Here is a 24,939-nt window from a genome sequence, read left to right as displayed (position 1 = left end):
ATCGTTGTTTCAACGCAGTTCATATTTTACAAATGAGTTGAGTTCCTTCAAATGAATTTCTAAATGAATTAATAGATTATGCTGAATTGAAATAGCTTTACATGGTGAGAATGTAGCTACTTTAGATATAATCGTAAACGAGGATGGAGAGCAACTGAAGGAGCTTTTGAAAAAAAGAGGGTACATCTTGCAGGATGGGAAAGAAACGACGTCCTATATGAATGTACCGCATGATGTAAAGCTGGAATTACCAAACGGGTTTAGAATTTCGGATGCGAATGAAGTTGCTTCTTTCACTACTCTCTGGTACGACGAGCTAAATAAAATAGGAATACTGGAGCCTGTAGGTACGATACCGAAGTATAGAAAAATGGGGCTTGGAAAAGCCGTTATTTATGAAGCCATAAAAAGAGTCAAGGACAAAGGTGTAGAAAGAATCTTTTCGATGGGGTTTTCATTAGCCTATTCCAAAGAAATATGGAAAAAAAGAATATCATTGTTTAATGCTGACTGACATAATCGGCAAGAATCTTCAGGTACTCACTATTCACCAATTGTCTCGGGGCAAATATGGCTGTTAAGAAGGTTAGGGGCTTGGAATGTGCGATTTGTTCATTCATCATGGAATGGTCAACTTCAGGCAAATGAATGACAGACAGCAGCTCTGGAGATATCTTTTGGCGATATACTCGCTCGGTGTCTTTTACATCTACGTTCATATCTTTTCCAGCCAGAACCAAGAGTACTGGGGATTTTAAGTAGCTTAATTCTTCCGTAGAATCAGAACGAAAATTTTTGCCTATAAAGCTCCATCTTTCTTTGGGAATTATATTCTCAGGATCGGCCATGCTTAGGTACTTTTCATAGGAAGCATGTTTTTTCAGTAGTTGTAGAATCTTTTGGTCGTAGTCCAGTCTCTTTTTAATTTGCTGCGGGCTAGCTCCTTCTTGTTCCAACTCTTTCCTGGTGTTAAATTGCCCTTGTGTAATCCAATTCACGGCCGGCGATACAAGGATGCTGAATGCAATATCATGCTCCTCTTTAACGATTTTCGGAATGACCCAGCCAGCTTGACTGGCTCCCCATAGGCCGATTTTGTGCTTATCAATCATCGGTAAGGTTTTGGCCCAGTCAACTGCATATCGAATCTCCTGTGCCCGGTCCTCCATGCTCTGCTCCAGCCAATTGCCTGGAGCGCCGTTAATACCGGGCTTATTCAGGGATAAGGAAGCATAGCCCTTAGAAGCGAACCTTTCCCACAGTGGTTTGTATCCATCATCATAGGTGTCATTGATTGGACCATCTCCATGGACAAAAACAACCAGTCCAATCTTTCCCGAGTAGTTCTTAGGCAAAGCCAGTGTACCTGTTAATACTCCTTTGGGAGTCGCAATTTGTATTTTTTCTTCCGTCATCTTGTAGGAATTTTGATATAAAACAATCAATATCAAGGCAACAACCAGACCTGCCACAATACCAAGGGTAAGCCTATATGTTTTGTTCAATGCTGTTCTCTCCTCGATTGCAGTTTCGTTCTTTCCAGCTCATTAGATGCCATACAGGCTCCTTGAACCAAAAATGCCGCCAATAATTATATTGGGACTGCTCTATTTCAAACGCTAGATTGTGGTACAAACGAATAGCCTGCTGGTTCTTATGTGCTACATGAAGTGTCAACGCATGGAAACCGGATTCAACCGTAAACTGCTGTGCGAAAGCTAAAAAACGTCGCCCGATCCCCTGATTGCGATGACTTGAGCGAATCGCCAAATGATCTATGTAACACTCATCTATGGCAGGCTTATATTCCAGCGCATGCATGCCTGTCAAAAATTTAAATACATTAAAGCAGCCAAATTGTTTTATAAGCGGAGCCAAAGAAATGAGATTGGCTATAGGAAGTGAAGAGGAGGGAGCCTTCCATTTGAGCGAAAGGACACCAACAACATCTTCGTTCTCTTTGGCGACAAATTGTTTCATAGATATACAATTAGCATTTTGAACCCAAACCTGCATTAATAAACGCTGTATATCTTGATCCTCCAGTGCAACAAGAACTTGAAATTTTGCTTTAAATGATTCCACTAAGAGCTTACATACGGCTTCATGGTCTTGCTCTTGATAAGCAACAATGTCATAGGATTGTGGACTCATGTAACGTCCTCCTGCACATCCGAAATTTGTACTTGAATCTCATATTGCAGCTCGTTGCTGTCAAATATGGATAGATAGGATTTTTCCACCACAATGATTTTGCTTAAGCATTCATACTGGTGCTGGGTCGCATAATGCTCCAGTTGTTGGACTTGGTGTCCTATCTCAGCGTCTTCAGTGGCGGAGAAATGCTTGTAGAGATAGGTACCTTCTTCCAGAATGTAGTCAGCTGTTCCTGATGTCGTTTCATAATATAGCTTCACCTCTCCAGAATCAGATAGATAATGTAGATCATTTTCAAATAATTGTGGCGGGGCAGGCCGCTGCTCAAATAGATTCCTGGCCGTGAGTTCTTGATCACTCTCCAATGCAAACCACAGCTTTAAATGTCGAGTGCCCTGCAGCTTGAGTCGATACTCATTGTTCTGCTGGGTAAGGGTATGATGTTCTTTTAGCACTTTGTGAATAAACTGTTCGAGCAACTTTAAGTTAGCGATTTCATCCTGTACCTTCTGTAACGAATGTTCTAAAAGCTGGTTGTAATCATCGGCAGTGTAGGAAGTCATACATTCTTCAATTTGACCGACAGGGATGTTTAGTTTACGTAGCATTAAAATATGGGAAAGTTGATAAATTTCATGAAGTCCGTACATTCGATATTGATTTTCATCTGTGTATAACGGATAAAGGATCCCCTTTTCCTCAAAATACCGCAGCTGATGTACAGATACATTCATGAGCTGAGCAAGCTGGCTGATCGTTATGTGTTTTTTCAATGATAGGTCTCCTTACTCATAATTGATAATTGAATAACTTCACTATAAACCTTAGGTCAGACCTATGGTCAATAGAAAATATCCGCAGAGTTTACCTCTCGTTCATAACCCGTTATAATCATAAGATTAGTGAGCATAAACCAAATGTTCAGGATGAAGGTTAGAATGGGGAAATCATGTTGAAGACTTTTAAGAAGGTATACATTGAGATCACAAGCATTTGCAATCTTGCATGCAGTTTTTGCCCTCAGACACAACGTGTCAAAAAATTTATTGATCCGGAAGTTTTTCGGAATGTGCTTGATCAGGTCAAGCCGCATACGGATTACATTTATCTGCATGTAAAAGGAGAGCCTTTGCTCCATCCCAAAATTGATCTTTTGCTGGAGAGTGCGCATGAGAAAGGCTTAAAGGTCAACATTACCACCAATGGTACCTTGCTGCCGAAGACCGGACATAAGCTGCTTGGTCAGCCAGCCTTACGGCAGATGAATTTTTCTCTTCATAGTTTCGACGGGCATGAAGGTTCTGTGGATCGAGAAGGTTATTTGGGTCATATTTTCACGTTTGTCAGAGAAGCTGTGAAGCACAATATCATTATCTCCTTCCGTCTCTGGAATCTGACTCAAGATAATTTGACTAATGTGCAGCGTCAGCGCAACCGGGAGACACTGGAGCAATTGGAGCAAGAGTTTGGACTGGATTATCGGATTGAGGAAAAAGTAATACCGGGCAGTGGGGTCAAAATCGCTCCTAATGTATATTTGAATCAGGACTACGAATTTGAATGGCCTAGCCTGAGTGCTCCGGAAGATGACGGAAAAGGCTTTTGTCACGCGCTTCGCAGTCAGGCGGCGGTTTTGGTGGATGGAACAGTGGTCCCTTGCTGTCTTGATGGAGAAGGTGTCATTAACTTAGGAAATGTGCATGAGCAAACTTTTTCCGAGATCGTGGAAGGTGAGCGTGCAAACCGTCTGTACTTTGGATTCTCCAGAAGAGAAGCAGTAGAAGAGTTGTGCCGAAAGTGTGGGTATCGCAAACGATTTGGAACCTAATCATAGAGGTGGAACTTTAAGCGACAATAGAATGGATCACAAGAAAGAGAGCCCTTTTACAGGGCTTTTTCTTATATTTGCATAGGGGGATAATCAGCGGCTTTGACGATCTAGAGGAAGTTAGACGTAATGATTGCTTGTGAGAATGATTATCAATTATAATAAATTTATTCTAATAAATTGGGCGGGATAAGCAACACATCGGTTTGGATAGGGGCTGAGTGGTAGTAATGAAGTTGAACGATCACATTGTATTGTGGAATCATGTGTTTATAGAGGTGATGGATGTTCGCCATAAGAAAATGGATAAAGGGGAAGAATTGAGGAGCTATAGACTTCCGGTCAGTACGTTTTTATATACGGTGCGCGGAAGTGCACGAGTATGGCTGGATGACAGTGTTCATAGGGTGGATCGTTTCCATGTCCTGCATGGGGGGGAAGGAATGTGTCTGAGCGTCCTGACAGAGGATGTGCTTGAATATTATATCATTCTGTACAAGGCAACTTTGGCCCTGCCTGGTCGTAAGGAGGTCGCACAATTGCTGGAAAGGGAAAATCCCTTTCAGAATCAGTATGCTTTCGGACCTCATTACCCGCTGCCCCTGTATGATAAAGTGAAGCTGTTGGAGCAAGAATGGCATAAGATAAGGGATCGGGACTTGGTAAACTGCATGTCAAAGCTTTGTTTCATCATTTTGTATTCGAGTTGTTACATCAACTGGATCGACAAGGTATTCAGCCCCTTAAGCCTGACTTGGTAGCGCAAGCTGTAACCTATATTCGTGAGCATTTTAGTCGGCCTATAACACTAGAATCTATTGCGGAGGACCTAGAGTGCAGTACCGGACATTTATCAAGGCTGTTCAAAAGTAAAATGCATACCAGTCCAATTCATTACTTGGTTCAGATACGGGCGAATCGGGCGGCAGAGCTGCTAATGCAGACGGATGCCACTTTGCAGGAGATCGCAGAGCGTGTGGGATATCCAGATGCGCATTCATTAAGTCGCAGCTTCAAGAAATATAAGGGACTATCTCCTATACGATTTAAAAAAGAACGGCAGCAGCATATCCAGGGACAAGATCAGGATATGCCCCAAACGAAGCTTAAATATGCCCTTTAGCGGACAGCCTTCACACGTTATACTTGACAGAAGTTGAGGAAGCGCTGGTGTTGAAATTGATCACCTCAACAACTACGGTAACGCCAACTAATAAGCCAGTATTTATGATTAGATTAGTAGCAGAAAGTGTCGTTAACCCGTCTCGCTGCAACGTTCCCAGATACAATACTGTCTGCTTCCATATAGATTCGGATAATAGACATAGAAATTCCACTCCTAATATTCCAGATGTATCTCATAGTCTATGTGAATATTTTAGATATGGATTGGATAGGGAGGAGTCTTCAAATTATTTCATTTTGTTCAAGCTTCTTTGGGCCCGAGTCACTATTCGCTTCGTTTCCTTTGTATCAGAAGTCATCAGCCATGTATCACAAACCTGAGTTACCCATTCCGGGTTAGTTTTGCTGGCATCATTCAGCCAATTGCCCACCGAGTCTTGAACATATTTGACTGGGTCGGATTGAACCGCTTCCAAAAGTGGAAGAGCCAGCTCGGGATGTTCTTTTAGTTCAGGGATATGCTTGGCCCAAACGCCTTGTGGCCGGGTTAATTCAATAGCAAAACGACGTATGTTAGCATCCTCATTTCGCACCCAGCTGTTTAATAGCGCAAGCGCCTCATCCAGTTGCAAGAATATAGGTTCTCTCATTGCCATCCAGGCTATTTCACGTACTCCGAAATGGGAATCCGCTGCAAATGGTCGAATGCCAGCTAATTTTTCTTCTAGACTTAAACGGGAATCAATCCCGATGATGTAGGCAGCCCAGCAGCGAATGCTGTCTGAAAGATGGGAGGCCATCGCGTCAAAGAGTCGAGTACGTTCTTCTAGCGCTTGTTGCTCAAACACATGAAGCCACGCCTGTGCTATTGCGGGTATCATTTTCATGATCTTTTTTTCCTTCAGATGATCCAATTCAGTCAAGAAGACATTGAATGATCGCTGCAATCCAAACTCATCCAGAGCGTTCCGCAGAAGAACAACATGATCCACAGCTAGCCATTCGGTAAGATTCACGGTCTCAAGCTGTCCCTGCTGTAGCAGTTGAAGTACATCAGGGGGGATATCTGTTCCTTTGCGAGCTCCTTTGCGGTGTAATATCGAATCTGGCATTAGGATCGGACTTTTAGAGTCCATATACTTCCTCCTTTTTTGTGTCTTTATGTATTCATGATGATTTTAGAGAGCGTAGAATCTGTAATACCTCTGCAGGCTCCATTCGTTTTTTGTAGTCAGCATCAGCAACTCTTGCACGAATCATACCTTCTGAATCAATGACATATGTAGCGGGTACAGGAAGCTCCCAAGTGCTGTCACCATTAAATGTATCCAGGGATATGTCTAATGATTTGTAAATTTCATGTGCGTATTCAGGAAGTCTAAAATTGAGGTTGTATTTTTCTGCTGTTTGATTATGCATATCACTTAGTACATGAAAGCTCAATTCATTTTTTTGCTGCATGTTCATTGAATGTTCGGACGTCTGCGGGCTTATGGCAATCAGTTGGGCATTTAGCGACGTTATCTCATCCATGTATCGTTGGTAGGCTTTGAGCTGCAAATTGCAGAACGGACACCAATGTCCCCTGTAAAAAATAAGAACCACTGGCCCCTTTGTTGTTTCCTCAGAAAGGGTTATAATGCGGCCTGTATAATCGGGTAAGCTAAAATCAGGTGCTTGGGTTCCGAGACTGAGTCCACTAGCGATATTCGAATCACTAATTTCTCGAATCGTTTTCTCAAATGTATCGAGTATCTCTTGAGGGAGCATTTTTTCCATATCAATTCTGGCTGAATCCAGTTCATTTTGCAATCTTGAATTGTTCATCTCATTCACTCCATATCGTATATTTTGGGGTAGGTATACGATACTTCTTTTCTTCGGAATATAGATGTAATGTAGTTTACAACTGCTGTGTTTGCTTTATAGGTCCCATACATTTCTAGTAGCAGATAATAGTTTTTCACGATGAATGTAAATGGTCTTAAAGCCGGTTCTAATGACCTTTTCATTGGCAAGCTCCTGAAGAGCAGTTGTTACGGCTTCACGGGTGGCCCCGACCAGATTGGCAATTTCTTGATGGGTGAGGGGAAAATTGATTTTGTAATATTCATCATGGCTTTGGAGGACAAACTGATCGGACAATTTCAGCAGAACATACATAATTTTATCTTGTAAATTCCCCAAAGCCAGATGCTGGGCTAAACTGCTCATTCCTGAGATCCGGTCACTTAGTACCTGAATCATGTTCATCATAAACCGGGGATGCTGGATTAAAAAATGTTCAAATCGGTCTGTGTCCATCAAGCAGATATCGCATTCTTCTATCGTTTCTATGTACATGTCCCGTGTCCCCAGCGAAATCATGTCCATTTCACCGAATACATTTCCCTCACTGAGAATATCCAAAGTGAACTGCTTCCCATCGGCATTCAGCTTGTAGAGACGTACCTTTCCCCTTTTCACAAAATAAAGCCCCTTGGAGAAGGTATCCGGGGTTTGAATAAATGTGTTTCTTTGTATAGTCGTAATAGAGGTCATTTGATCCATTTCAATCAAATCTTCTCGTGAGAGACTATGTAGCAAATTGAATTGGGATAAGTATTGAATGCTATTCATATGTTCTCCTTTTCGTTGCATCGAGTATACAGAATCATAATACTATACAATTATAGCTTCTCTAAGGTACTTTCACCTATACTACTCACTTGTTTGCATTAAAAGTGAGCAAATAAACTGGGAAGTCAGGCGGATTTATGTAAAGGGGAGATTGGTATAAAATAGATTTACATGATAATAGATACATAAAGAGTGAGGGTATACAATGATCCAATTAAAAGATATTGGCAAATTTGACGTTCTTCCCGAAATCGCAATGCATATTGTAGAAGGCAATATATCGGCATTACGCCAAGCGCTGACCGAAGGCTGGGATATAGAACAAGAAATTAAACTCAGCAAACATACGACGTTAAGTCCATTAGACCTTGCGCTTATTTCTCAGCGAATGGACGTGTTAAAGCTGTTGGTGGAGCAGGGAGTTCAACTCAATGCAAAAGATCGCCCTGCATTTTTAACAGCTGTTCGCTACTGCTCAGAAGAGATTGTCCGCTATGTGGTGGCCCATGGTGCCAAGCTGGACGGAAAAAATCAAGTCAAATCTGGTGCCTATGAGCAAGCCTATTATGGCAATAAAAAGAATATCCCGCTGATTCACGAACTTGGCCTCGATATAAAGCAGCATGGGGGAGCGACGCTGCGCAACGCAGTTAGTAGCCATGACCTGAACACTGTAGCACTACTGTTGGAGCATGGTGCAGATATTAATTACAATGCCTCTGATATGGTGTATCCCTATAAAGCGACTCCTTTAACTGTAGCAGCACGAAATAATGATTTTGCGATGGTTAAGTACCTGGTAGAGCATGGGGCTGACGTGACACTGGCAGAAAAAGGTGGAGATCGGGCATATACGATTGCTGTTAGCAATAAGAACGTGGAAATGGCCGAATATCTAAAGTCTGTGGAACCGCCAGCGTTTCATAATCTGGAGAATAAACAACATGCTTTAAAAAGCTACAAGCTTCCGAAGGATCTTACAGTCTTTCTAATGGGAGACCAGCGCCGTGTAGACCTGCCAGAAAATGATTTAGGTATCCAATTTGTTGAGTTTTTCTCTTTCATAGATACGGTTGAGATGAAATTAGGTCGGCAAAAGCTGTTGCGTTTGTCTCTAGAAGTAGATAACTATTCGGATATCCTTTTGGTGTGGAATCCCAAGCACAAGTGTCTGGGCTATTACGATGAAGAACATCAGGAATATGCGGATGTATGCAGCTTTGCTGAGTTTCTTGCGCAGCCGGGAGATTACCTGGAGAAGATGATTGAGGGTGAATATTTATCATAACAAGGTGAGTCATGAATGCGGTATGCACGCAGTCATGGCTCTTGTTATTAAAAGAAGGCGCAAGTGTACACAGGTATCCCATGCTTATCAAGAATGATTGCGAATAAGCTGGATGAAATTCTGGGTAGCCGCTGATAGTGGCTCATTTTTGCGAGTACAAATAGCGATTGAATTGAGAAGCTGGACACCCTCCACATATACCCGGCATAGCTCACCGCGTTCTACATATTCACGCACGACTAGTGAGGACACAAAGTTTGCACCATAACCGGCAATCACTGCGGTAATCGCCTCATGCAGCCCTGTGAAGTTAAGTGTGACTTTGGGAGCAGGGGCATTGTAGGTTCGACATAAGGAAAACAATCTCTCTCGTGTCGAGCTTCCCTTCTCACGCATAACAAAGGGCTCCTGCATCATTTGCAATAATGAAACCTGCTGATTCGCATACCGATGATCCGGCGCTACTACAAACCATAGCTCATCACGAAACAATTCTTCGGTCTGAATCGTATCGGAGTACTGCTCAGGCAGTCCTCCATAGATCGCCAAATCTACTTCGATATTCAATAGCTGCTGCAAGGCATCATTGGAGTTCGTGGTATGAATCGTCATTTCAACTTGTTCATATTGCTGTTTGAATTTTGCGATCCAGGCCGGAATGAGGAAATGAGCCGGTAAATAAGTAGCAGCCAGCCGAATATGACCATGGGCTCCGTCACGATAATCCTGTGAAAATTGTTCGATTTGCTGTTCGACAGCAAAGAGCCGTTTGGCGAGAACAGCAAGCTTTTCACCAGCATCGGTTAAGGTAATCCCTCTTCCCATGGGCACGAGCAGTGTGAGGGATATTTCTTTTTCGAATTTTTTAATCTGGGCTGTTATCGCAGGTTGGCTAATCTTTAATAGCTCAGAGGCACGTGTCACACTCCTTGTAGAGGCGACCACGTGAAATAAGCGTAATGCATGCAGGTTCAAGACCGGACTCCTTTCTGATTAACTCATACATTTAAATTATGAATAGAGTAAAAACATATATTATTTTTATAATAGTAATTCATTTACAATCAAATTGTAAGTTAAAGCCAAAGGAGAGTGGAGCAAATGCATTCAACGAATACGTGGGAACAAGTAGATCATTATATCTCGGAGCGTCTTATTCCGCATGATGCTGTCTTGGAAAAGGTATTGGCTACTAACCAACAGGCAGGATTACCTCCGCATGATGTGTCGCCTAATCAGGGAAAGCTATTAAATATCTTAGCTCAAATGCAAGGCGCACGACGTGTGTTGGAGATTGGTACCTTGGGAGGCTACAGTACAATCTGGCTGGGTAGGGCGTTGCCGACAGATGGAAAAATAGTTACGCTGGAAGCCCATCCGGTTCATGCTAAAATCGCTCGGTCGAATATATCGTTGGCTCAGTTGGATGGAATGGTGGAACTTCGAGAGGGAGACGCATTGGAGCAGTTGACACAAATGAAGGATGAGGGCGTTGCACCTTTTGATCTCATTTTTATTGATGCGGATAAACCCAATAATCCATTATATCTGGAGTGGGCACTTCGTTTTTCACGTTCTGGCACCGTTATTATCGGGGACAATGTTGTCCGTGAAGGGGAGATCATTCAAGCTTACAGCACAGACCCTCGTGTGCAGGGCGTAAGAAAGTTTTATGATTTGCTGGCTGAGGAATCGAGAATTACAGCTACAGCCTTTCAGACCGTGGGGAGCAAGGGATATGATGGTTTCGTTATTGGAATCGTTAAGGACTGAGTGTCAGGGACGTTAAGCGTCCAAAGAGCTAAACACTGAGGACGAAGTCCCGGTGATTAGCTCTTTTCTGACTAAATAAGGTTGGGACGAATGGTACGCAGAATGGTAAAATAGTACTAATTGAAGTGTCAGAACGTTTTTGAACGTTTATTGCTGAATTTCCATGTAAGAAGAATGAATTTACATAAAAGCAGATGAAATTTCTTTAAAATGTAAACGCAATCATGCTGATTAGAGTAGGAATTCACCATTTTGTAAAAAAATGAAGTTGGAATGAATTTTTTTGAATCTTTTTGAAGAAAAATGATTGTTTTTTGCTAGGTTTGTGGTACGATAAGAACAGTTGGGGGAATGAAGATGCTGACGGAAGAAAGATACAAGTTAATAATACAGCGCTTACAAGAACGTGGTGTTGTAAAGTTGCAGGAATTGGCTGATCTCTTGGGAGCTTCTGAGTCAACGATTCGGCGTGATTTGATAGATCTTGAAGGCCGTCAGTTGTTAAAGCGGATTCATGGAGGGGCAACCTTGCTGAATCAGAAAAGTCAGGAACCCGGCATGGAAGAAAAAACGTTCAAAAACGTTCAACAAAAAAACGCAGTCGCCCGTATGGCAGCTAAAGAAATTTTGGATGGTGAATGTATCTATCTGGATGCGGGAACAACAACGATGGCGATGATTCCTTACATTGAAGCTAAAGACGTGACGGTCGTGACAAACGGTCTCTCCCACGTAGAAGCACTGGTAAGCAAACGAATTAGAAGCTATCTACTGGGGGGGATGATGAAAATTCATACCAAAGCCGTAATCGGGAGTATTGCCCTACAGAATCTGGACAATTTTCGATTCGACAAGTGCTTTCTGGGAACGAACGGGGTAGATGTGGAGATGGGGTATACGACTCCTGATCCTGAAGAGGCGCTGATCAAGCGGCGTGCCCATCAGCTGTCCGGCAAATCATATGTGTTGGCCGATTCCAGCAAAATTGGAGAAGTAACGTTCGCCAAACTATTCGATCTCAAGGAAGCTATCCTTATTACTGAGTCGGTGCCAGAACGTTCACGCCGATCCATAGCTCAGAAAACTAAGATAATCGAGGGATAACAATGATATATACAGTAACACTGAACCCTTCCATTGATTATATCGTGGAAGTTGACGATTTGAAGCTCGGTGATTTGAACCGAATGAAACGTGATCTAAAACTGCCAGGAGGCAAGGGAATTAACGTATCACGTATATTGAACCAACTGGGAGCAGACAGCACGGCGATTGGTTTTCTCGGAGGTTTCACAGGCAGGTTTATCGACGATACATTGCGGGAAGAATCCATTAAAACTGATTTTGTAATGATCGAAGATGATACACGGATCAATATTAAGCTCAAGCATGGTGATGAAACAGAAATTAACGGTTTGGGACCTGCGATTCGTGAGCAAGAGGCCGATGCATTGGTACAAAAGCTGGCGGGTCTCCAGAAAAATGACATTGTCGTCTTGTCGGGAAGTATCCCGCCATCTCTTGGAGGAGACTTCTATGAGCGATTGATTCGCGTGTGTCAGGACACCGGGGCTGAATTCGTCATCGACACCACAGGTGAAGCGCTGATGAAGGCTTTGGTTCATAAGCCGCTGCTCATTAAGCCCAATCATCATGAGCTGGCTGAGTTGTTTGGCGTAACTATTCATTCAGAGGAGGAGATCGTCACTTACGGTCGTAAACTGCTGGAAGCAGGTGCAAAAAATGTACTCATTTCCATGGCAGGAGAAGGAGCTTTGTTCATTACGGCTGATGAAGTGTATCACGCAAATGTACCAGCAGGAACGGTGAAAAATTCTGTAGGCGCAGGTGACTCTATGATTGCTGGATTCGTAGGAACGCTGGCTCTTCATGGCGATCCGATCGAAGCCTTCCGTGCAGGAGTGGCATCCGGAAGCGCAACTGCGTTCTCTGACGATTTGGCTACGAGAGAGAAAATTGAACAATTACGGCCGCAAGTTACGATTTCAAAACGGTAATCCGGTGCATCATGAGCTTAATATGCGTGTGTCTACACGCTGATCGAACTTAGGAGAGTGTGAACAATGAGAATAACAGACCTGATGATTAAAGAAACGATGATCATGGACCTGCAGGCGACGACAAAGGACGGAGCGATTGAGGAACTCATCGCCAGTCTCGAAGCAAGTGGACGTATTAATGACCGTGCCTTGTTTAAAGAAATGATTTACAAACGCGAAGCCGAATCCAGCACTGGAATCGGCGGCGGTATTGCGATGCCGCATGCCAAGACCAAAGCTGTGAATGAAGCGACCGTTGTATTTGCCAAAAGCAGTAAAGGCGTAGAATTCGAATCGTTGGACGGCGAGCCAGCAAAAGTATTCTTTATGATTGCAGCTCCAGAGGGAGCAGCGAATACGCATCTTCGCACACTGGCTGCTCTTTCGCGGTTGCTCATTGATACCGATTTCATCGACAAACTGATGAACACGCAAACACCAGATGAAGTAACAGAGCTATTTGATACCAAACAGGCGGAAGAAGAAGCTGCCAAGAAAGCCAAAGAGGCCAAGAAAGAGGCAGCCAAAGCACAGCAAACACCGGAGGTAATCGTTGGCAACCCGGATTCTGACGAGTTTGTCGTTGCGGTGACCGCTTGTCCTACAGGCATTGCGCACACGTTTATGGCTGAAGACGCTCTCATTAAGAAAGCGAAAGAGATGGGTGTCAATATCCGGGTAGAAACGAACGGCTCGGAAGGCGCACAAAACGTACTGACAGCGGATGAAATTCGTCGTGCCAAAGGTGTCATTGTTGCAGCTGACAAGAAGGTCGAAATGGCTAGATTTGACGGTAAGCCTGTATTGCAAAGACCGGTAAGTGACGGTATCCGTAAATCTGAAGAATTGATTCGCAAAGCGCTAAACGGCGATGCGCCAATTTACCGTAGTGAAGGTAAAGGCAGCGCTGAAGAGTCAAAAGCCGAGAAGACCAGCGTGGGTAGTAAAATTTACAAGGATTTGATGAACGGTATTTCTCATATGTTGCCATTCGTTGTCGGCGGGGGGATCTTGTTAGCGATTTCCTTCTTGATCGAACAAGTGGCCGGAGAAGATAATGTACTTTTCCAACTGCTGCAAACGATTGGCGGGGGAACAGGTGCGTTCCACTTCCTGATTCCGATACTGGCCGGATTTATCGCAATGAGCATTGGAGACCGCCCGGCACTGATGCCAGGTATGGTCGGTGGTCTGATGGCTGTAAACTCCAATGCAGGGTTCCTTGGCGGTCTGGCAGCTGGTTTCATGGCCGGTTATGTAGTTATCTTCCTGCGTAAAGCTTTTGCAGGTCTGCCAAAAGCTCTGGATGGTTTAAAACCAATCTTGTTATACCCTGTATTTGGACTCCTAATTTCTGGCGCGATTATGTTCTACCTGTTCGATCCGATTTTCGGTGGTATTAATACGTGGCTTGTCAATGTTCTGAACAATTTGGGAACAGGTAATGCGGTTATTTTGGGTCTGATTCTGGGCGGAATGATGTCGATCGACATGGGTGGACCTTTCAACAAAGCAGCTTACGCATTTTCGATCGGTGTCTTCACTTCCAGCGGTAACACAAACGGGGCTATGATGGCAGCTGTTATGGCAGGCGGTATGGTACCTCCACTGGCGATTGCACTAGCTTCGACGTTCTTCAAAAATAAGTTTACCGAGCAAGAGCGCAAATCTGGCTTGACGAACTATGTACTTGGATTGTCCTTCATTACGGAAGGAGCCATTCCATTCGCAGCTGCTGATCCCCTGCGTGTCCTGACCTCTTGTATTGTAGGTTCAGCGATTGCTGGTGGTCTGACGCAATTCTGGCAAATCAATCTTCCAGCTCCACATGGCGGGATTTTTGTAGCAGCTCTTGCCAACCATGCTTTGCTGTTCTTGCTTGCAGTGGCGATTGGCTCCGTGATTTCCGCGCTCATTCTGGGACTGTGGAAAAAAACAGTTGAAACGAAATAACGAGTATCACCAGAGTATAAAATAAAAGAGGAACCGAACTCCTCTTGGCCTTATCATAGCAAAACCGCTAAACACTCGTATAACGATGTGTTTAGCGGTTTTTTTATAGGATTTCAATATTTTCAGCTCCAACGGGTGTCATTCCCCATTGCTCTTTAACCAACTGCATAAACAGCCTTCGGGCCGAAGTCAGGTATTGTGGATGCTGATTGTTTTGTAATAGTCCGATGGGAATATTCGGGTCTGTTAACTGGAGAGGGATGGCGACTAGGTCCTTCTGCAAAGGCATTGACGACAGAACCACTCCAACCGATGGAATCGTATTTACGAATGAGGGTATAGACGAAATTTGACTGATGGAATAAAAAAACGGCATCGACGGGAAGCCGGAAAGCTCTTTCTCCAGTCGTAAATGGTACAAGCAGTTCTTACCTCCGACGATAAGCGGATACTCATACAGATCTTCGAGCTGAAGCTTACTTCTTGCCGCGAAGGGATGATTACGGGATACGATAAAAGCAATTTGTTCGTGATATAAGTGTTCAAATTGTAAGGAAGGATTCGAGTGAGGTTCCCCGGAAATTGCAAAATCCAGCGTACCGTCTACCAAGCCTTTGGAGAGTGTATCCGTGTTTCCTACTGTAAAATGGCACGTAATATTCGGTTTATGCACTCGAAACCGTCGTATAATCAAAGGCAATGCGGTAGCAGTTGCCGTTTCAATCACACCGATATGGAGCGTGCCAATCTCCTCTTTTTTCAACGATTTTGCCTGATCCATTACAAAATTCCAATGCTGAATAAGTCCGTCAACTTCTTCGGCATACATTTTTCCTGAGGGAGTTAATTCCGCATCCCAGCCTCTTTTAAAAAGCTGAAACCCCAGCTCTTTCTCTAGCCTCTGGATTTGGTTCGTGACTGTAGACTGCGCGTAGTTTAATTTGGTGGCAGCTTTTGAGAAGGTTCCTTCTTCAATAATGGTACGAAACGTAGTTAACTCTTTTAAATCCATATGGACTCATCTCCATCGATGAAATTGAATATAATTATTATTATTTTCAATTATACAGATGGAGGTGAGGGGAGTACAATCATCTTATTCCCAAGATAGGAGAGATGAATATGCCCTTTGTACGAGTAGGCTACATGGAGCAGCAATACACAGAACAAGAGCTGCCTGGCGTTAGTCGCTGTATTATGACTGCTTTGATCGAACATTTTCAGGTCCCGCCCAAAGATTATTTTCAGGTTTTTCATGTTCATAAGCAGAGCGAGTTTTATTATAGTCCAGATTATTTGAATGTACCCAGAACAGACAAGCTGCTGTACATCCAAATTACAATGGGATCGGGTAGAACTACGGAACAAAAAAAGAGTTTTTACCAAACGTTAGCCGAACTCCTATCTATTGAATGCAAGATTAGATCAGAGGATGTATTTGTGACGCTGGTAGAGACTGAATTAGAGGATTGGTCCTTTGGCAACGGACTTGCCCAAATGATCTTATGAAGCATAAATTAATCAGATCGAGTGTTCGGGAAACGATAGGTGATTTTGCACCCGCTTTTGTAAGCTATACGGAGGATGTTCTTTTTGGAGATGTATGGAGAAGAAGTGAGTTGTCTCTTAGGGAACGGAGTTTTATTACAGTTGCCGCTCTGGTAGCGGGTGAGCATGTGAATCAACTTCCTTATCATCTGAACCTGGCCAAAGAGAACGGGATTTCGGAGGAAGAATTGATTGAGGTCATTACACAGCTAGCCTTTTACGTAGGATGGCCGCGGGCGGCCTCAGCAGTTCAGGTTGCCAAAGACGTATTTTGTAAAGAAAAAGAACGTTAACCATGAACTTGAATTACCGCTGAGCACAAGGATTTCGAGTGTTTGGCGGTTTTTTGGTATGATTGTATTGTTATTCTGCTTTGAAAGCGGTATAGTAAGAGTAATTGAATGAGGGGTGAAGTGCCCTTCGGGATTGTTACTGGTAGCAGGCGATACCCAAATAATGACTAATGGACTTAGTCGTTATTTGGTTTTTTTTGTTATTACAAACTTTGTCATTACATCAATGAGGTGAGCAGCTAGATGATCATCCGGCAAATATTTAACAACAATGTCATTCGGGCCGAAAATCAGGTAGGTCATGAGTTTGTTGTCATAGGGAACGGTCTGGGTTTTAAAAAGAAAAATGGTCAAAGGGTCGATGAAGAAAAAATAGAAAAAACCTTTGTATTAAAGTCCGATAAAATTCCGCAAAAATTAATTGATCTCATTGGGGAAACATCTGTAGAGTATTTAAAGGTGGCGGATGAAATTGTAGGGAGCGCCAAAAAAGAAATGGGAGATATTTTTAGTGATAATATCTATATTTCCTTGATTGACCATATTCAATTTGCCATCTCTCGATACAGAAAATCCGTGGGGCTTAAAAATTCACTGTTATGGCAGATCAAAAAATTTTACAAAAAAGAATTTATGATAGGTATGAATGCATTGGACATCATTCATGCTCAATTTGGCATTCAAATGGATGAGCATGAAGCAAGCTTTATTGCCATGCATTTTGTCAATGCAAGACAAGACGGTCAGGGCATGAAACAAACGGTTGAGATTACGGAGGTCATTGATGACATTTTCAATATTGTAACCGATTACTATCAGATTACACTGGATGAAACCTCATTTAATTATTCGCGGTTTATTACTCATTTGCAGTACTTTGCCAACGCTTGTTGAGCAATGAACAAGAGCAATTAGCTTCAGGGGATAACTTCTTGTATGACCAAGTCAAAGATAAATACGAGAGGGCTTTTCAGTGTACCCAATTAATTAATCAGTACTTGGAATTAAAGCATGAAAGTGCGATGTCGATTGATGAAAAAGTGTATTTGACGATTCATATACAGCGTGTAACCTCCAGAAACGATATGGCTGATTCTTAGAAAAAAAGCTTGCAAACGATTTCGGAGTGATTTATAGTAGGCTCACAACTTAAATTTAAGGATTGTTACTGATAAGCAGGCGATACCTAAATGAATGGCAGTGATCATTTTCTATGATCATGCATGCCTTTCGTTTAGGTATTTTTTTGTTTTCAGGCAATCTGCCCAAGAGGAGAATGAACATGGACCATAAGAAAATGGGCGAGGATATCGTACGTCTCGTTGGAGGAGAAGAAAATATCAATGGGCTTGTCCATTGTGCTACACGGCTCCGATTTGACCTGAAGGATTCACGAAAAGCCGAAAGAGAAGCGCTTGAGAAGCACGAGGGAGTCATTACTGTTGTTGAAAGCGGTGGACAATTCCAAGTCGTTATTGGCAGCCATGTTGCCTATGTATATACGGAGATTATGAAAAACAGGGATTTTGGGTCAGACACCTCTACGGCCAACGAATCCAGCGGAAAGAAGACATCGGTCATATCTACAATCTTCGAAGTCATTTCCGGCAGTTTCTCCCCGTTGATTCCGGCGATGGCAGGCTCGGGGATGCTGAAAGCCCTCTTGACGGTTTTGACCTTGCTAGGCTGGATGTCTGCAACGAGTGATACCTATCTGATCCTGTCTGCTGCCGGGAATGCTGTCTTTTACTTCTTGCCGATTTTACTGGGGATTACGCTCGGTATAAAGCTGAAAGCGAATCCTTATGTAGCTGGTGTGATCGGTGCGGCTCTTCTGGAACCCAACTTTACGGGGTTGATGGACAAAGGCTCTGATGTATCGTTTTTAGGAATACCGGTGGTCATGATGAACTACTCAGCGAGTGTTTTCCCGATTTTCATATCTATCAGCATCTATGCGTTGGTCGACAAGTTTTTGAAGAAAATCATTCTTAAGGATTTGCAGCTGTTTTTAGTTCCGATGCTGGCTTTAATGATTATGGTTCCGCTATCTGCCATCGCATTTGGACCGTTCGGTACAACGGTAGGAGATTGGATTTCTTCGGGTGTGACATGGTTAATCGGTGTAAGCGGCATTTTATCAGGAATTGTGCTTGGCGGTTTTATGACCTTTATGGTCGTCTTCGGACTTCACTGGGGCTTTACCCCGATCACGATTCAAAATATCGGTGTTGGCGGTGATCCGATTGAGGCGATGGCGGCTGCGGCTGTATTTGCTCAAATTGGTGTCGCATTCGGTATCTTCTTGAAGGCGAAAAAAGATAAAACACTTAGAACCCTTGCGGGTTCCACGAGTATTACAGGCTTGCTGGCGGGTGTAACAGAGCCGATTGTGTATGGTCTGGTACTTCGCTTTAAACGAGTCATTCCGATTGTCATTATCGCAGGGGCGATAGGCGGTGCCATCAATGGACACTTTGGAGTGAAAATGACAGCTTATGTGTTTCACAACATTTTTGCGATTCCGGTATATACGCCTACCTTGGTTTACGTGATTGCCATTGCATGTTCGTTCACAGCAGCTACGGTGCTGACTCTTATTTTTGGTTATGAAAGCAAGGTGAAAGGGGAGAGTGCGGCAACAGTTGAGTCTGTTAAGACGGAAGAACCCCAGCACGTTGCTACAGCAACCAAGGCTGTTGACATCAAGAAAGAAACGATATACAGCCCGATCACAGGCAAGACGACACCCCTGAGCCAAGTGAATGATTCTGCATTTTCTACAGAGGCGATGGGAAAAGGCTTAGCCATTGAACCGTCTGTCGGTGAGGTCGTAGCGCCCATAGATGGAGTTGTAACGTCGCTGTTCCCTACAGGACATGCCATCGGCTTGACTTCCAAGGCGGGTACGGAGATATTAATTCATATTGGAATTAACACCGTCGCGTTGAAAGGAAAGCATTTTAATCCGGTCGTTCAAGAGGGAGATATCGTAAAACAAGGGGACTTGTTAATCCAATTTGACAGAGAGCAGATTATAGAAGCAGGGTACGAAATCGTAACCCCTGTCATCGTCACCCTGACGAAACATAAAGTGGACGTATTTGAGACCAATCAGGAGCAGGTTCAGAAAAATGAAGTATTGCTAACTTTGGTTGTGTGATACAGGAAAGTCTACCACCACATTCATGAATTGCAAAATCACAAGGATACAACTATAACTGGAGGAACTAGATCATGAAACATAATCAATTGAAGGCATTTCCTGAAAATTTTTTCTGGGGAGGTTCAACTTCCGCTTATCAAGTAGAGGGTGCATGGGACGAAGATGGAAAAGGCCCCTCTGTCATTGACATGGCTAACCATGTTGAAGGGGTGACTGATTTTAAGGTAACCAGTGATCATTACCATATGTTCAAAGAGGACGTAGCTCTGATGGCTGAAATGGGCTTTAAGGCGTATCGCTTCTCGATCGCTTGGACACGCATCTATCCACAAGGCGCGGGTGAAGTCAATCCGAAGGGAATTGCATTTTACAGCTCATTGATTGACGAATTAATTAAATATGGTATTGAACCGATTGTTACCATGTATCATTTTGATCTGCCCTATGCGCTTGAACAACAAGGCGGATGGTCCAAAAGGGAAACGATTGATGCCTTCGAGCAGTATGCCAAAACGTTGTTTGAAAACTTTGGGGACAGGGTGAAATACTGGCTAACCATTAATGAGCAGAACATGCTGATTCTCCATCCCGGTTCTATTGGTACATTGGATACTAGCCTGGAAAATCCGCAAAAGGTACTGTATCAGCAAAATCATCATATGTTAGTCGCGCAGGCGAAGGCGATGGTGTTGTGTCACGAGATGCTGCCTGACGCGAAAATTGGACCAGCACCGAATATTGGGGTCATTTATCCAGCCAGTTCCAAGCCGGAAGATACGCTGGCGGCTGATAACTATGCAGCCATTCGCAACTGGCTTTACCTGGATATGGCTGTATTTGGTCGCTACAACCACATTGCCTGGAGCTATTTGGTCGAGAAGGGTTATGAGCCTGTTATTGAAGAAGGGGATATGGATATATTAGCGAAAGGAAATCCAGATTTTATCGCCTTTAACTATTACACCTCCCAAACCGTAGGGGAAAGTTTGGATGATGGAAATGATTTTTCACATACAGGCGATCAGCACGAAATTGTGGGTGAACCTGGAGCATATCGAGGTTCTGTGAACCCCAACCTGCAAACGACAGAGTTTGGTTGGGAGATTGATCCGGTTGGTTTTAGAACCACATTACGCCAGATATATTCTCGCTACCGCCTGCCTTTAATCGTGACAGAGAACGGCTTGGGCGCTTTTGACAAGCTGGAAGAAGGAGATGTAGTGAACGATCCTTATCGTATTGACTTCTTCAAGAAACATATCGAGCAGATTCAATTGGCTATTACAGACGGCGTAGACGTATTCGGCTTCTGTCCGTGGTCTGCGATTGACCTTGTGAGTACCCATCAGGGCTCCAGTAAGCGTTACGGATTCATCTATGTGGATCGTGAGGAATTTGATCTCAAAGATCTGCGCCGCATTCGTAAACAAAGCTTCTACTGGTATCAAAAGCTGATCGCTACAAACGGTGAAATTCGTTAATTAATGTAGCAGTGAAAAGCACCTCCTTGAAATGGATGTTACCATTTTGAGGAGGTGTTTCTATTCCCTTTTCCAGGAGGGTGATCATGTATTATATAATAGAAGAAACAATAAACGGAAAGGACATCATGCATTGACCTTACAACAATTAAAATATGTCATCGAGGTTGCCAATCGTGGCTCCATGAATGAGGCGGCGAAGCGGTTGTTCATCTCCCAGCCCAGTCTGTCTAACGCGATTCGCGATCTGGAGGAAGAAATTCATATCACCATTTTTGAGCGTACTAATAAAGGAATTTCTTTATCCAAGGAAGGCGTGGAATTTCTAGGTTATGCGCGTCAGGTCGTTGAGCAGGCGGAGCTGCTGGAAAGTCGCTATTTGGATGCCAAGCCTTCACCACAGCATTTTGCGGTGTCTACGCAGCATTATGCTTTTGCAGTGAATGCATTTGTAAATCTGGTGAATCAATATGGACAGGATGAATATGAGCTGGCTTTGCGGGAGACCAAAACCCATGAAATCATACAGGATGTCAAAAGCCTACGCAGTGAGATCGGAATCCTGTATTTGAACGAATTTAACGCCAAAGTCATCAACAAGCTGCTAAAAGATGCAAATCTGCAATTCAACAGCCTGTTTACGGCTAAGCCGCATATATTTATCAGTGCCAATAACCCGCTATCCCGGCAGTCTATCGTGACCATTGACCAACTTCATCCTTACCCATATCTGTCCTTTGAACAAGGGGAGTACAATTCCTTTCACTTTTCCGAGGAGATTCTGAGTACATTGTCGCACCCCAAAAGCATTCGCGTCAATGACCGGGCCACCCTTTTTAATCTGCTCATTGGCTTGAACGGCTATACCATTTCTACCGGAGTGATTAGTGCGGATCTGAACGGTAACGAAATTATTTCCGTCCCCCTGGAGTGTGATGAGTCTATTAATGTGGGATGGATTTGCCATAAAAACGTCGCGCTCTCCAAGCTGGCCACAGTCTATGTAGAAGCGTTGCATGAGGCAATAGGGGGATAAGAAAGTTTGATATAGCCTTAGGCTATAACTAGCTATAGTTTATTAGAGTTACCTTATAGCTGAAAATGTATGTTATCTTTCTTACAACAACTTCACTACTGAAGCGAAAAAGGAGATAACCCTAATGAGCAGCATCCTTGACAATGCATCCCAACGTAAAGTGACCCCTTTTAGACATGATATGGTTGGCAGCTTTTTGCGCCCGCAAGCGATTAAAGATGCCCGAATTCAATTTCAAAATAATGAAATCTCTGCGGACGAGCTGAGAAAGATTGAAGATGAAGAAATTATCAAACTGGTGGAAAAGCAAAAATCCGTAGGCCTTCAAGCCGTGACGGATGGGGAATTCAGACGTTCCTGGTGGCATCTTGATTTTATGTGGGGACTGGACGGCGTGGAAAAGGTACAGCTTGCAAACGGCTACCAATTCCAAGGTGTGGAAACAAGAGCGGAAACCGCACGTTTGTCCGGTAAAATTGGACATTCCCGTCATCCTTTCATTGAAGATTTTAAATTCCTGAAACAAGTCGCAGGAGAGGATGCTATCGCTCGCCAAACGATTCCGGCACCTGCGCAGTTCCTGGCTGAGCTGTTGCGTGGAGAAAATAAAGAATCAACCGATACGTATTACAGCAATCTGGATGAACTGGTGACGGACATTGCCAAAGCCTACAAATCCGTGATCCAAGCGCTCTATAATGAAGGCTGCCGCAGCCTGCAACTGGATGATTGCACATGGGGCATGCTCTGTGATAAAAACTATTGGGAAGCTAGACAGCATGCGGGTGAAAATGTGGAGGATACCAAAAAGCTGTTCGCTCGCGTGAATCAGGAAACCGTGAAGGATCTTCCAGCCGATTTGGTCGTTACAACCCACGTATGCCGTGGTAACTATCACTCCACCTGGGCATCTTCTGGCGGCTATGAACCTGTAGCCGAAACCCTGTTCGGCATCGATAACATCGACGGCTACTACCTCGAATTCGATACCGACCGTGCGGGTGATTTTACACCGCTTAAGCATCTGAAAGATGAAAAACAAGTCGTACTGGGCCTCGTTTCCTCCAAAACGGGTGAGCTGGAAGACAAGCAAACGGTCATCAACCGTATTAAGGAAGCAACTCAATTCGTAGACATCAACCACATCTGCCTCAGCCCGCAATGCGGCTTTGCTTCCACAGAAGAGGGCAATATTCTGACCGAAGAGCAACAATGGAAAAAGCTTGCTTTCATTAAAGAGATTGCGGACGAGATTTGGAAGTAAGAGTTTAGGGGAATTGAATTGGAGAGATTCGTGATTACTAAAACACGCCACTTGAGGGCGTGTTTTTGCATTTGAAAACCTACCTCCAGCACCTATAAAAAATGCACTCTTCTCTAGTAGTCTAAACGTCTTATTCACCACCATTTTGCTATAATTAATAAAAGTCTTAAACCGTTTGCACAATATCTATGATATTGCCTCATTGAGGAAACCGTATAGGCGATTAAGTGTATGATTCTCCTACTTCTAAAAGAACAGTAATTCCTGTGGGGGACTGAGACGACTTATGTGAAACTCATCCTAAGCGTCTCCATTAAGGAGCAAAATATGATAATCATTTTATTTATAGTAGCTATGATTTTAATATTTGTTATATTTATCATATTTTTTTTAATTGCAAAGCACCAGAATAATCAAAAAACAGAAATGGATGTTCTTAACTTTTTAATAGAAAATCCGAAAAAAGCTTCCTTATACATGATCAAAAATGGTATGGAGAAAATAAGCTACAATTCAGAAGTTAAAATGCCGCTTGCCAGTACTGCAAAAGTGATCATTGCTATTGAGTTAGCTCGTCAAGTAGCGGCAAAATTATTAGACGAACATGAACTTGTGGCTTTAGAGGAACTAAATAAATTTTATATTCCTGGTTCGGATGGTAACGCTCATAATAACTGGATCAAATGGATTAAGTCAAACCATAAAGAGGTTCAAGGGAAAATTACGTTATTTGAAATTGCTAGCGGTATGTTAGCGTACAGTTCCAATGCCAATACAGAATTTTTGATAGCGAGAATGGGATTAAGTGAGATAAATGATAATATAATGAAACTCTCGTTATCTTCACATGATAAAATCTTTCCCTTTTCATCTGCGGGTTTAATGTCCTCCTATATACAAGAAACAGAAAAAATGTGCTTTAAAGAATCAATACAAAAAATAAGTGAAATGACCTATTAGGAATACATGAAAAATCCATCGAAATACACCAAATATTAAATAGCGATAAGAGAATAGGATGTATTCAGAAATGGAATACCAAGCAGAATTATGCACGAAGGCTTCAAGTTCTAGAATCGCGAAGGCTTCCTCGTTCTACAACTAAGGAATATGCTCATATAATGAAGCTTATACACTAAGAGGAGCTAGTTCCTTCTTCTATAAATCCATATTTAAAACTGTTAGTTCAGCGACAAGTGGATAACTCCAAGCTAATAGAGTTTGGAAATAAAGGTGGATCTACCATTTCTGTTTTAACAGAGGCTTTATATTGTACAGATCGATAAGGAAATGAATTTCAAATAGCCATGTTTATTCAAGATGAATCTGGGGTGGATCATATTTGGCT

The 24,939-nt window shown here is 43.1% G+C and carries 24 protein-coding genes and 1 pseudogene; 17 read left to right on the top strand and 8 right to left on the bottom strand.

Annotation, left to right across the window (positions count from 1 at the left end; genetic code table 11):
• Nucleotides 1-187 precede the first annotated feature (187 nt).
• Complete coding sequence (locus C0638_RS24715; protein WP_058711464.1) at nucleotides 188-514, top strand: GNAT family N-acetyltransferase; 327 nt, start codon at nucleotides 188-190, stop codon at nucleotides 512-514.
• On the opposite strand, the gene C0638_RS24710 is transcribed toward C0638_RS24715, so the two are convergent.
• From C0638_RS24710 to C0638_RS24700, 3 genes are read right to left on the bottom strand one after another with little or no spacing between them, the layout of a single operon-like run.
• Complete coding sequence (locus C0638_RS24710) at nucleotides 501-1,505, bottom strand: alpha/beta hydrolase family protein (RefSeq protein WP_058711463.1); 1,005 nt, start codon at nucleotides 1,503-1,505, stop codon at nucleotides 501-503. The genes C0638_RS24715 and C0638_RS24710 overlap by 14 nt on opposite strands.
• Nucleotides 1,489-2,154, bottom strand: a complete 666-nt coding sequence (locus tag C0638_RS24705) for a GNAT family N-acetyltransferase (protein ID WP_058711462.1) — start codon at nucleotides 2,152-2,154, stop codon at nucleotides 1,489-1,491. The genes C0638_RS24710 and C0638_RS24705 overlap by 17 nt, the downstream gene beginning before the upstream one ends.
• The gene (locus C0638_RS24700) at nucleotides 2,151-2,930 is read right to left on the bottom strand and encodes a helix-turn-helix domain-containing protein (RefSeq protein ID WP_058711461.1); all 780 of its coding nucleotides are present in this window, start codon (nucleotides 2,928-2,930) and stop codon (nucleotides 2,151-2,153) included. Before C0638_RS24700 ends, C0638_RS24705 begins: the two co-directional genes overlap by 4 nt.
• Nucleotides 2,931-3,106: 176 nt before the next feature.
• Here C0638_RS24700 and C0638_RS24695 point away from each other — a divergent pair, with 176 nt between their 5' ends.
• From C0638_RS24695 to C0638_RS25950, 3 genes are all read left to right on the top strand, one after another.
• The gene (locus C0638_RS24695) at nucleotides 3,107-3,985 is read left to right on the top strand and encodes a radical SAM/SPASM domain-containing protein (RefSeq protein ID WP_013370372.1); all 879 of its coding nucleotides are present in this window, start codon (nucleotides 3,107-3,109) and stop codon (nucleotides 3,983-3,985) included.
• Nucleotides 3,986-4,215: 230 nt separating this feature from the next.
• Nucleotides 4,216-4,746 (top strand): hypothetical protein, encoded by a 531-nt coding sequence (locus C0638_RS25955; RefSeq protein WP_233902259.1) that lies wholly within the window; start codon nucleotides 4,216-4,218, stop codon nucleotides 4,744-4,746.
• The gene (locus C0638_RS25950) at nucleotides 4,668-5,108 is read left to right on the top strand and encodes a helix-turn-helix domain-containing protein (protein WP_233902258.1); all 441 of its coding nucleotides are present in this window, start codon (nucleotides 4,668-4,670) and stop codon (nucleotides 5,106-5,108) included. Before C0638_RS25955 ends, C0638_RS25950 begins: the two co-directional genes overlap by 79 nt.
• Nucleotides 5,109-5,397: 289 nt before the next feature.
• Here C0638_RS25950 and C0638_RS24685 read toward each other — a convergent pair whose 3' ends face one another.
• From C0638_RS24685 to C0638_RS24675, 3 genes are all read right to left on the bottom strand, one after another.
• A complete protein-coding gene (locus C0638_RS24685; RefSeq protein WP_082689649.1) occupies nucleotides 5,398-6,210 on the bottom strand; it encodes a DNA alkylation repair protein in 813 nt (270 codons plus the stop codon).
• Between the two features lie 67 nt (nucleotides 6,211-6,277).
• A complete protein-coding gene (locus tag C0638_RS24680) occupies nucleotides 6,278-6,937 on the bottom strand; it encodes a peroxiredoxin-like family protein (protein WP_102163826.1) in 660 nt (219 codons plus the stop codon).
• 96 nt (nucleotides 6,938-7,033) lie between these two features.
• On the bottom strand, nucleotides 7,034-7,729 hold the full coding sequence (locus C0638_RS24675; protein WP_102163823.1) for a Crp/Fnr family transcriptional regulator: 696 nt from the start codon (nucleotides 7,727-7,729) through the stop codon (nucleotides 7,034-7,036).
• A gap of 205 nt (nucleotides 7,730-7,934) precedes the next feature.
• On the opposite strand from C0638_RS24675, the gene C0638_RS24670 reads away from it, so the two are divergent.
• Nucleotides 7,935-9,017 carry an ankyrin repeat domain-containing protein gene (locus tag C0638_RS24670; protein WP_058711458.1) on the top strand — a complete coding sequence of 361 codons (1,083 nt, stop codon included), beginning with the start codon at nucleotides 7,935-7,937 and terminating at the stop codon, nucleotides 9,015-9,017.
• An 87-nt stretch (nucleotides 9,018-9,104) separates the two neighbouring features.
• Here the strand turns inward: C0638_RS24670 and C0638_RS24665 are convergent, their stop codons facing one another.
• Entirely contained in the window at nucleotides 9,105-9,992 is an 888-nt protein-coding gene (locus tag C0638_RS24665) for a LysR family transcriptional regulator (RefSeq protein WP_058711457.1), read from the bottom strand.
• Nucleotides 9,993-10,118: 126 nt separating this feature from the next.
• Here C0638_RS24665 and C0638_RS24660 point away from each other — a divergent pair, with 126 nt between their 5' ends.
• The 4 genes from C0638_RS24660 to C0638_RS24645 all read left to right on the top strand — a co-directional run bounded on the left by C0638_RS24660 (nucleotide 10,119) and on the right by C0638_RS24645 (nucleotide 14,803).
• The gene (locus C0638_RS24660) at nucleotides 10,119-10,790 is read left to right on the top strand and encodes an O-methyltransferase (RefSeq protein WP_058711456.1); all 672 of its coding nucleotides are present in this window, start codon (nucleotides 10,119-10,121) and stop codon (nucleotides 10,788-10,790) included.
• Between the two features lie 357 nt (nucleotides 10,791-11,147).
• Nucleotides 11,148-11,894: a DeoR/GlpR family DNA-binding transcription regulator gene (locus C0638_RS24655; protein ID WP_058711455.1), complete on the top strand. Its 747-nt coding sequence runs from the start codon at nucleotides 11,148-11,150 to the stop codon at nucleotides 11,892-11,894.
• 2 nt (nucleotides 11,895-11,896) lie between these two features.
• Nucleotides 11,897-12,808, top strand: coding sequence for a 1-phosphofructokinase (gene pfkB, locus C0638_RS24650; RefSeq protein WP_058711454.1), 912 nt, complete (start codon nucleotides 11,897-11,899; stop codon nucleotides 12,806-12,808).
• 66 nt (nucleotides 12,809-12,874) lie between these two features.
• Complete coding sequence (locus C0638_RS24645; RefSeq protein ID WP_058711453.1) at nucleotides 12,875-14,803, top strand: PTS fructose transporter subunit IIABC; 1,929 nt, start codon at nucleotides 12,875-12,877, stop codon at nucleotides 14,801-14,803.
• A gap of 103 nt (nucleotides 14,804-14,906) precedes the next feature.
• On the opposite strand, the gene C0638_RS24640 is transcribed toward C0638_RS24645, so the two are convergent.
• Entirely contained in the window at nucleotides 14,907-15,815 is a 909-nt protein-coding gene (locus C0638_RS24640) for a LysR family transcriptional regulator (protein ID WP_058711452.1), read from the bottom strand.
• Nucleotides 15,816-15,925: 110 nt separating this feature from the next.
• Between C0638_RS24640 and C0638_RS24635 the strand changes: the two genes are divergently transcribed.
• The 8 genes and pseudogenes from C0638_RS24635 to C0638_RS25945 all read left to right on the top strand — a co-directional run bounded on the left by C0638_RS24635 (nucleotide 15,926) and on the right by C0638_RS25945 (nucleotide 24,551).
• On the top strand, nucleotides 15,926-16,312 hold the full coding sequence (locus C0638_RS24635) for a tautomerase family protein (RefSeq protein ID WP_058711451.1): 387 nt from the start codon (nucleotides 15,926-15,928) through the stop codon (nucleotides 16,310-16,312).
• Nucleotides 16,309-16,644: a carboxymuconolactone decarboxylase family protein gene (locus C0638_RS24630; RefSeq protein ID WP_025676279.1), complete on the top strand. Its 336-nt coding sequence runs from the start codon at nucleotides 16,309-16,311 to the stop codon at nucleotides 16,642-16,644. Before C0638_RS24635 ends, C0638_RS24630 begins: the two co-directional genes overlap by 4 nt.
• Before the next feature lie 243 nt (nucleotides 16,645-16,887).
• Nucleotides 16,888-17,744: pseudogene (gene licT, locus C0638_RS24625) on the top strand (BglG family transcription antiterminator LicT).
• 182 nt (nucleotides 17,745-17,926) lie between these two features.
• Nucleotides 17,927-19,807 (top strand): beta-glucoside-specific PTS transporter subunit IIABC, encoded by a 1,881-nt coding sequence (locus C0638_RS24620; RefSeq protein ID WP_058712053.1) that lies wholly within the window; start codon nucleotides 17,927-17,929, stop codon nucleotides 19,805-19,807.
• Between the two features lie 74 nt (nucleotides 19,808-19,881).
• Complete coding sequence (locus tag C0638_RS24615; RefSeq protein WP_040101694.1) at nucleotides 19,882-21,291, top strand: glycoside hydrolase family 1 protein; 1,410 nt, start codon at nucleotides 19,882-19,884, stop codon at nucleotides 21,289-21,291.
• A gap of 133 nt (nucleotides 21,292-21,424) precedes the next feature.
• Nucleotides 21,425-22,327, top strand: a complete 903-nt coding sequence (locus C0638_RS24610) for a LysR family transcriptional regulator (RefSeq protein ID WP_058712052.1) — start codon at nucleotides 21,425-21,427, stop codon at nucleotides 22,325-22,327.
• A gap of 124 nt (nucleotides 22,328-22,451) precedes the next feature.
• Nucleotides 22,452-23,591, top strand: a complete 1,140-nt coding sequence (locus C0638_RS24605) for a 5-methyltetrahydropteroyltriglutamate--homocysteine S-methyltransferase (RefSeq protein ID WP_013370388.1) — start codon at nucleotides 22,452-22,454, stop codon at nucleotides 23,589-23,591.
• Nucleotides 23,592-23,918: 327 nt separating this feature from the next.
• Nucleotides 23,919-24,551, top strand: coding sequence for a serine hydrolase (locus C0638_RS25945; protein WP_233902257.1), 633 nt, complete (start codon nucleotides 23,919-23,921; stop codon nucleotides 24,549-24,551).
• Nucleotides 24,552-24,939: the final 388 nt, after the last annotated feature.

The organism is Paenibacillus sp. lzh-N1 (assembly GCF_002872435.1).
Taxonomy (GTDB): domain Bacteria; phylum Bacillota; class Bacilli; order Paenibacillales; family Paenibacillaceae; genus Paenibacillus; species Paenibacillus polymyxa_C.
This window is presented reverse-complemented; position numbering and strand designations above follow the sequence as displayed.

What these genes read in the sequence shown, in the direction of transcription:
- C0638_RS24660 (WP_058711456.1), top strand. Translation starts at nt 10,119, where the DNA reads ATGCATTCAACGAATACGTGGGAACAAGTAGATCATTATATCTCGGAG.
- C0638_RS24670 (WP_058711458.1), top strand. Translation starts at nt 7,935, where the DNA reads ATGATCCAATTAAAAGATATTGGCAAATTTGACGTTCTTCCCGAAATC.
- C0638_RS24705 (WP_058711462.1), bottom strand. Translation starts at nt 2,154, where the DNA reads ATGAGTCCACAATCCTATGACATTGTTGCTTATCAAGAGCAAGACCAT.
- C0638_RS24615 (WP_040101694.1), top strand. Translation starts at nt 19,882, where the DNA reads ATGAAACATAATCAATTGAAGGCATTTCCTGAAAATTTTTTCTGGGGA.
- C0638_RS24645 (WP_058711453.1), top strand. Translation starts at nt 12,875, where the DNA reads ATGAGAATAACAGACCTGATGATTAAAGAAACGATGATCATGGACCTG.
- C0638_RS24635 (WP_058711451.1), top strand. Translation starts at nt 15,926, where the DNA reads ATGCCCTTTGTACGAGTAGGCTACATGGAGCAGCAATACACAGAACAA.
- C0638_RS24675 (WP_102163823.1), bottom strand. Translation starts at nt 7,729, where the DNA reads ATGAATAGCATTCAATACTTATCCCAATTCAATTTGCTACATAGTCTC.
- C0638_RS24620 (WP_058712053.1), top strand. Translation starts at nt 17,927, where the DNA reads ATGGACCATAAGAAAATGGGCGAGGATATCGTACGTCTCGTTGGAGGA.
- C0638_RS24655 (WP_058711455.1), top strand. Translation starts at nt 11,148, where the DNA reads ATGCTGACGGAAGAAAGATACAAGTTAATAATACAGCGCTTACAAGAA.
- C0638_RS24680 (WP_102163826.1), bottom strand. Translation starts at nt 6,937, where the DNA reads ATGAACAATTCAAGATTGCAAAATGAACTGGATTCAGCCAGAATTGAT.
- C0638_RS24630 (WP_025676279.1), top strand. Translation starts at nt 16,309, where the DNA reads ATGAAGCATAAATTAATCAGATCGAGTGTTCGGGAAACGATAGGTGAT.
- C0638_RS24695 (WP_013370372.1), top strand. Translation starts at nt 3,107, where the DNA reads ATGTTGAAGACTTTTAAGAAGGTATACATTGAGATCACAAGCATTTGC.
- C0638_RS24605 (WP_013370388.1), top strand. Translation starts at nt 22,452, where the DNA reads ATGAGCAGCATCCTTGACAATGCATCCCAACGTAAAGTGACCCCTTTT.
- C0638_RS25945 (WP_233902257.1), top strand. Translation starts at nt 23,919, where the DNA reads ATGATAATCATTTTATTTATAGTAGCTATGATTTTAATATTTGTTATA.
- C0638_RS24640 (WP_058711452.1), bottom strand. Translation starts at nt 15,815, where the DNA reads ATGGATTTAAAAGAGTTAACTACGTTTCGTACCATTATTGAAGAAGGA.
- C0638_RS25955 (WP_233902259.1), top strand. Translation starts at nt 4,216, where the DNA reads ATGAAGTTGAACGATCACATTGTATTGTGGAATCATGTGTTTATAGAG.
- pfkB (WP_058711454.1), top strand. Translation starts at nt 11,897, where the DNA reads ATGATATATACAGTAACACTGAACCCTTCCATTGATTATATCGTGGAA.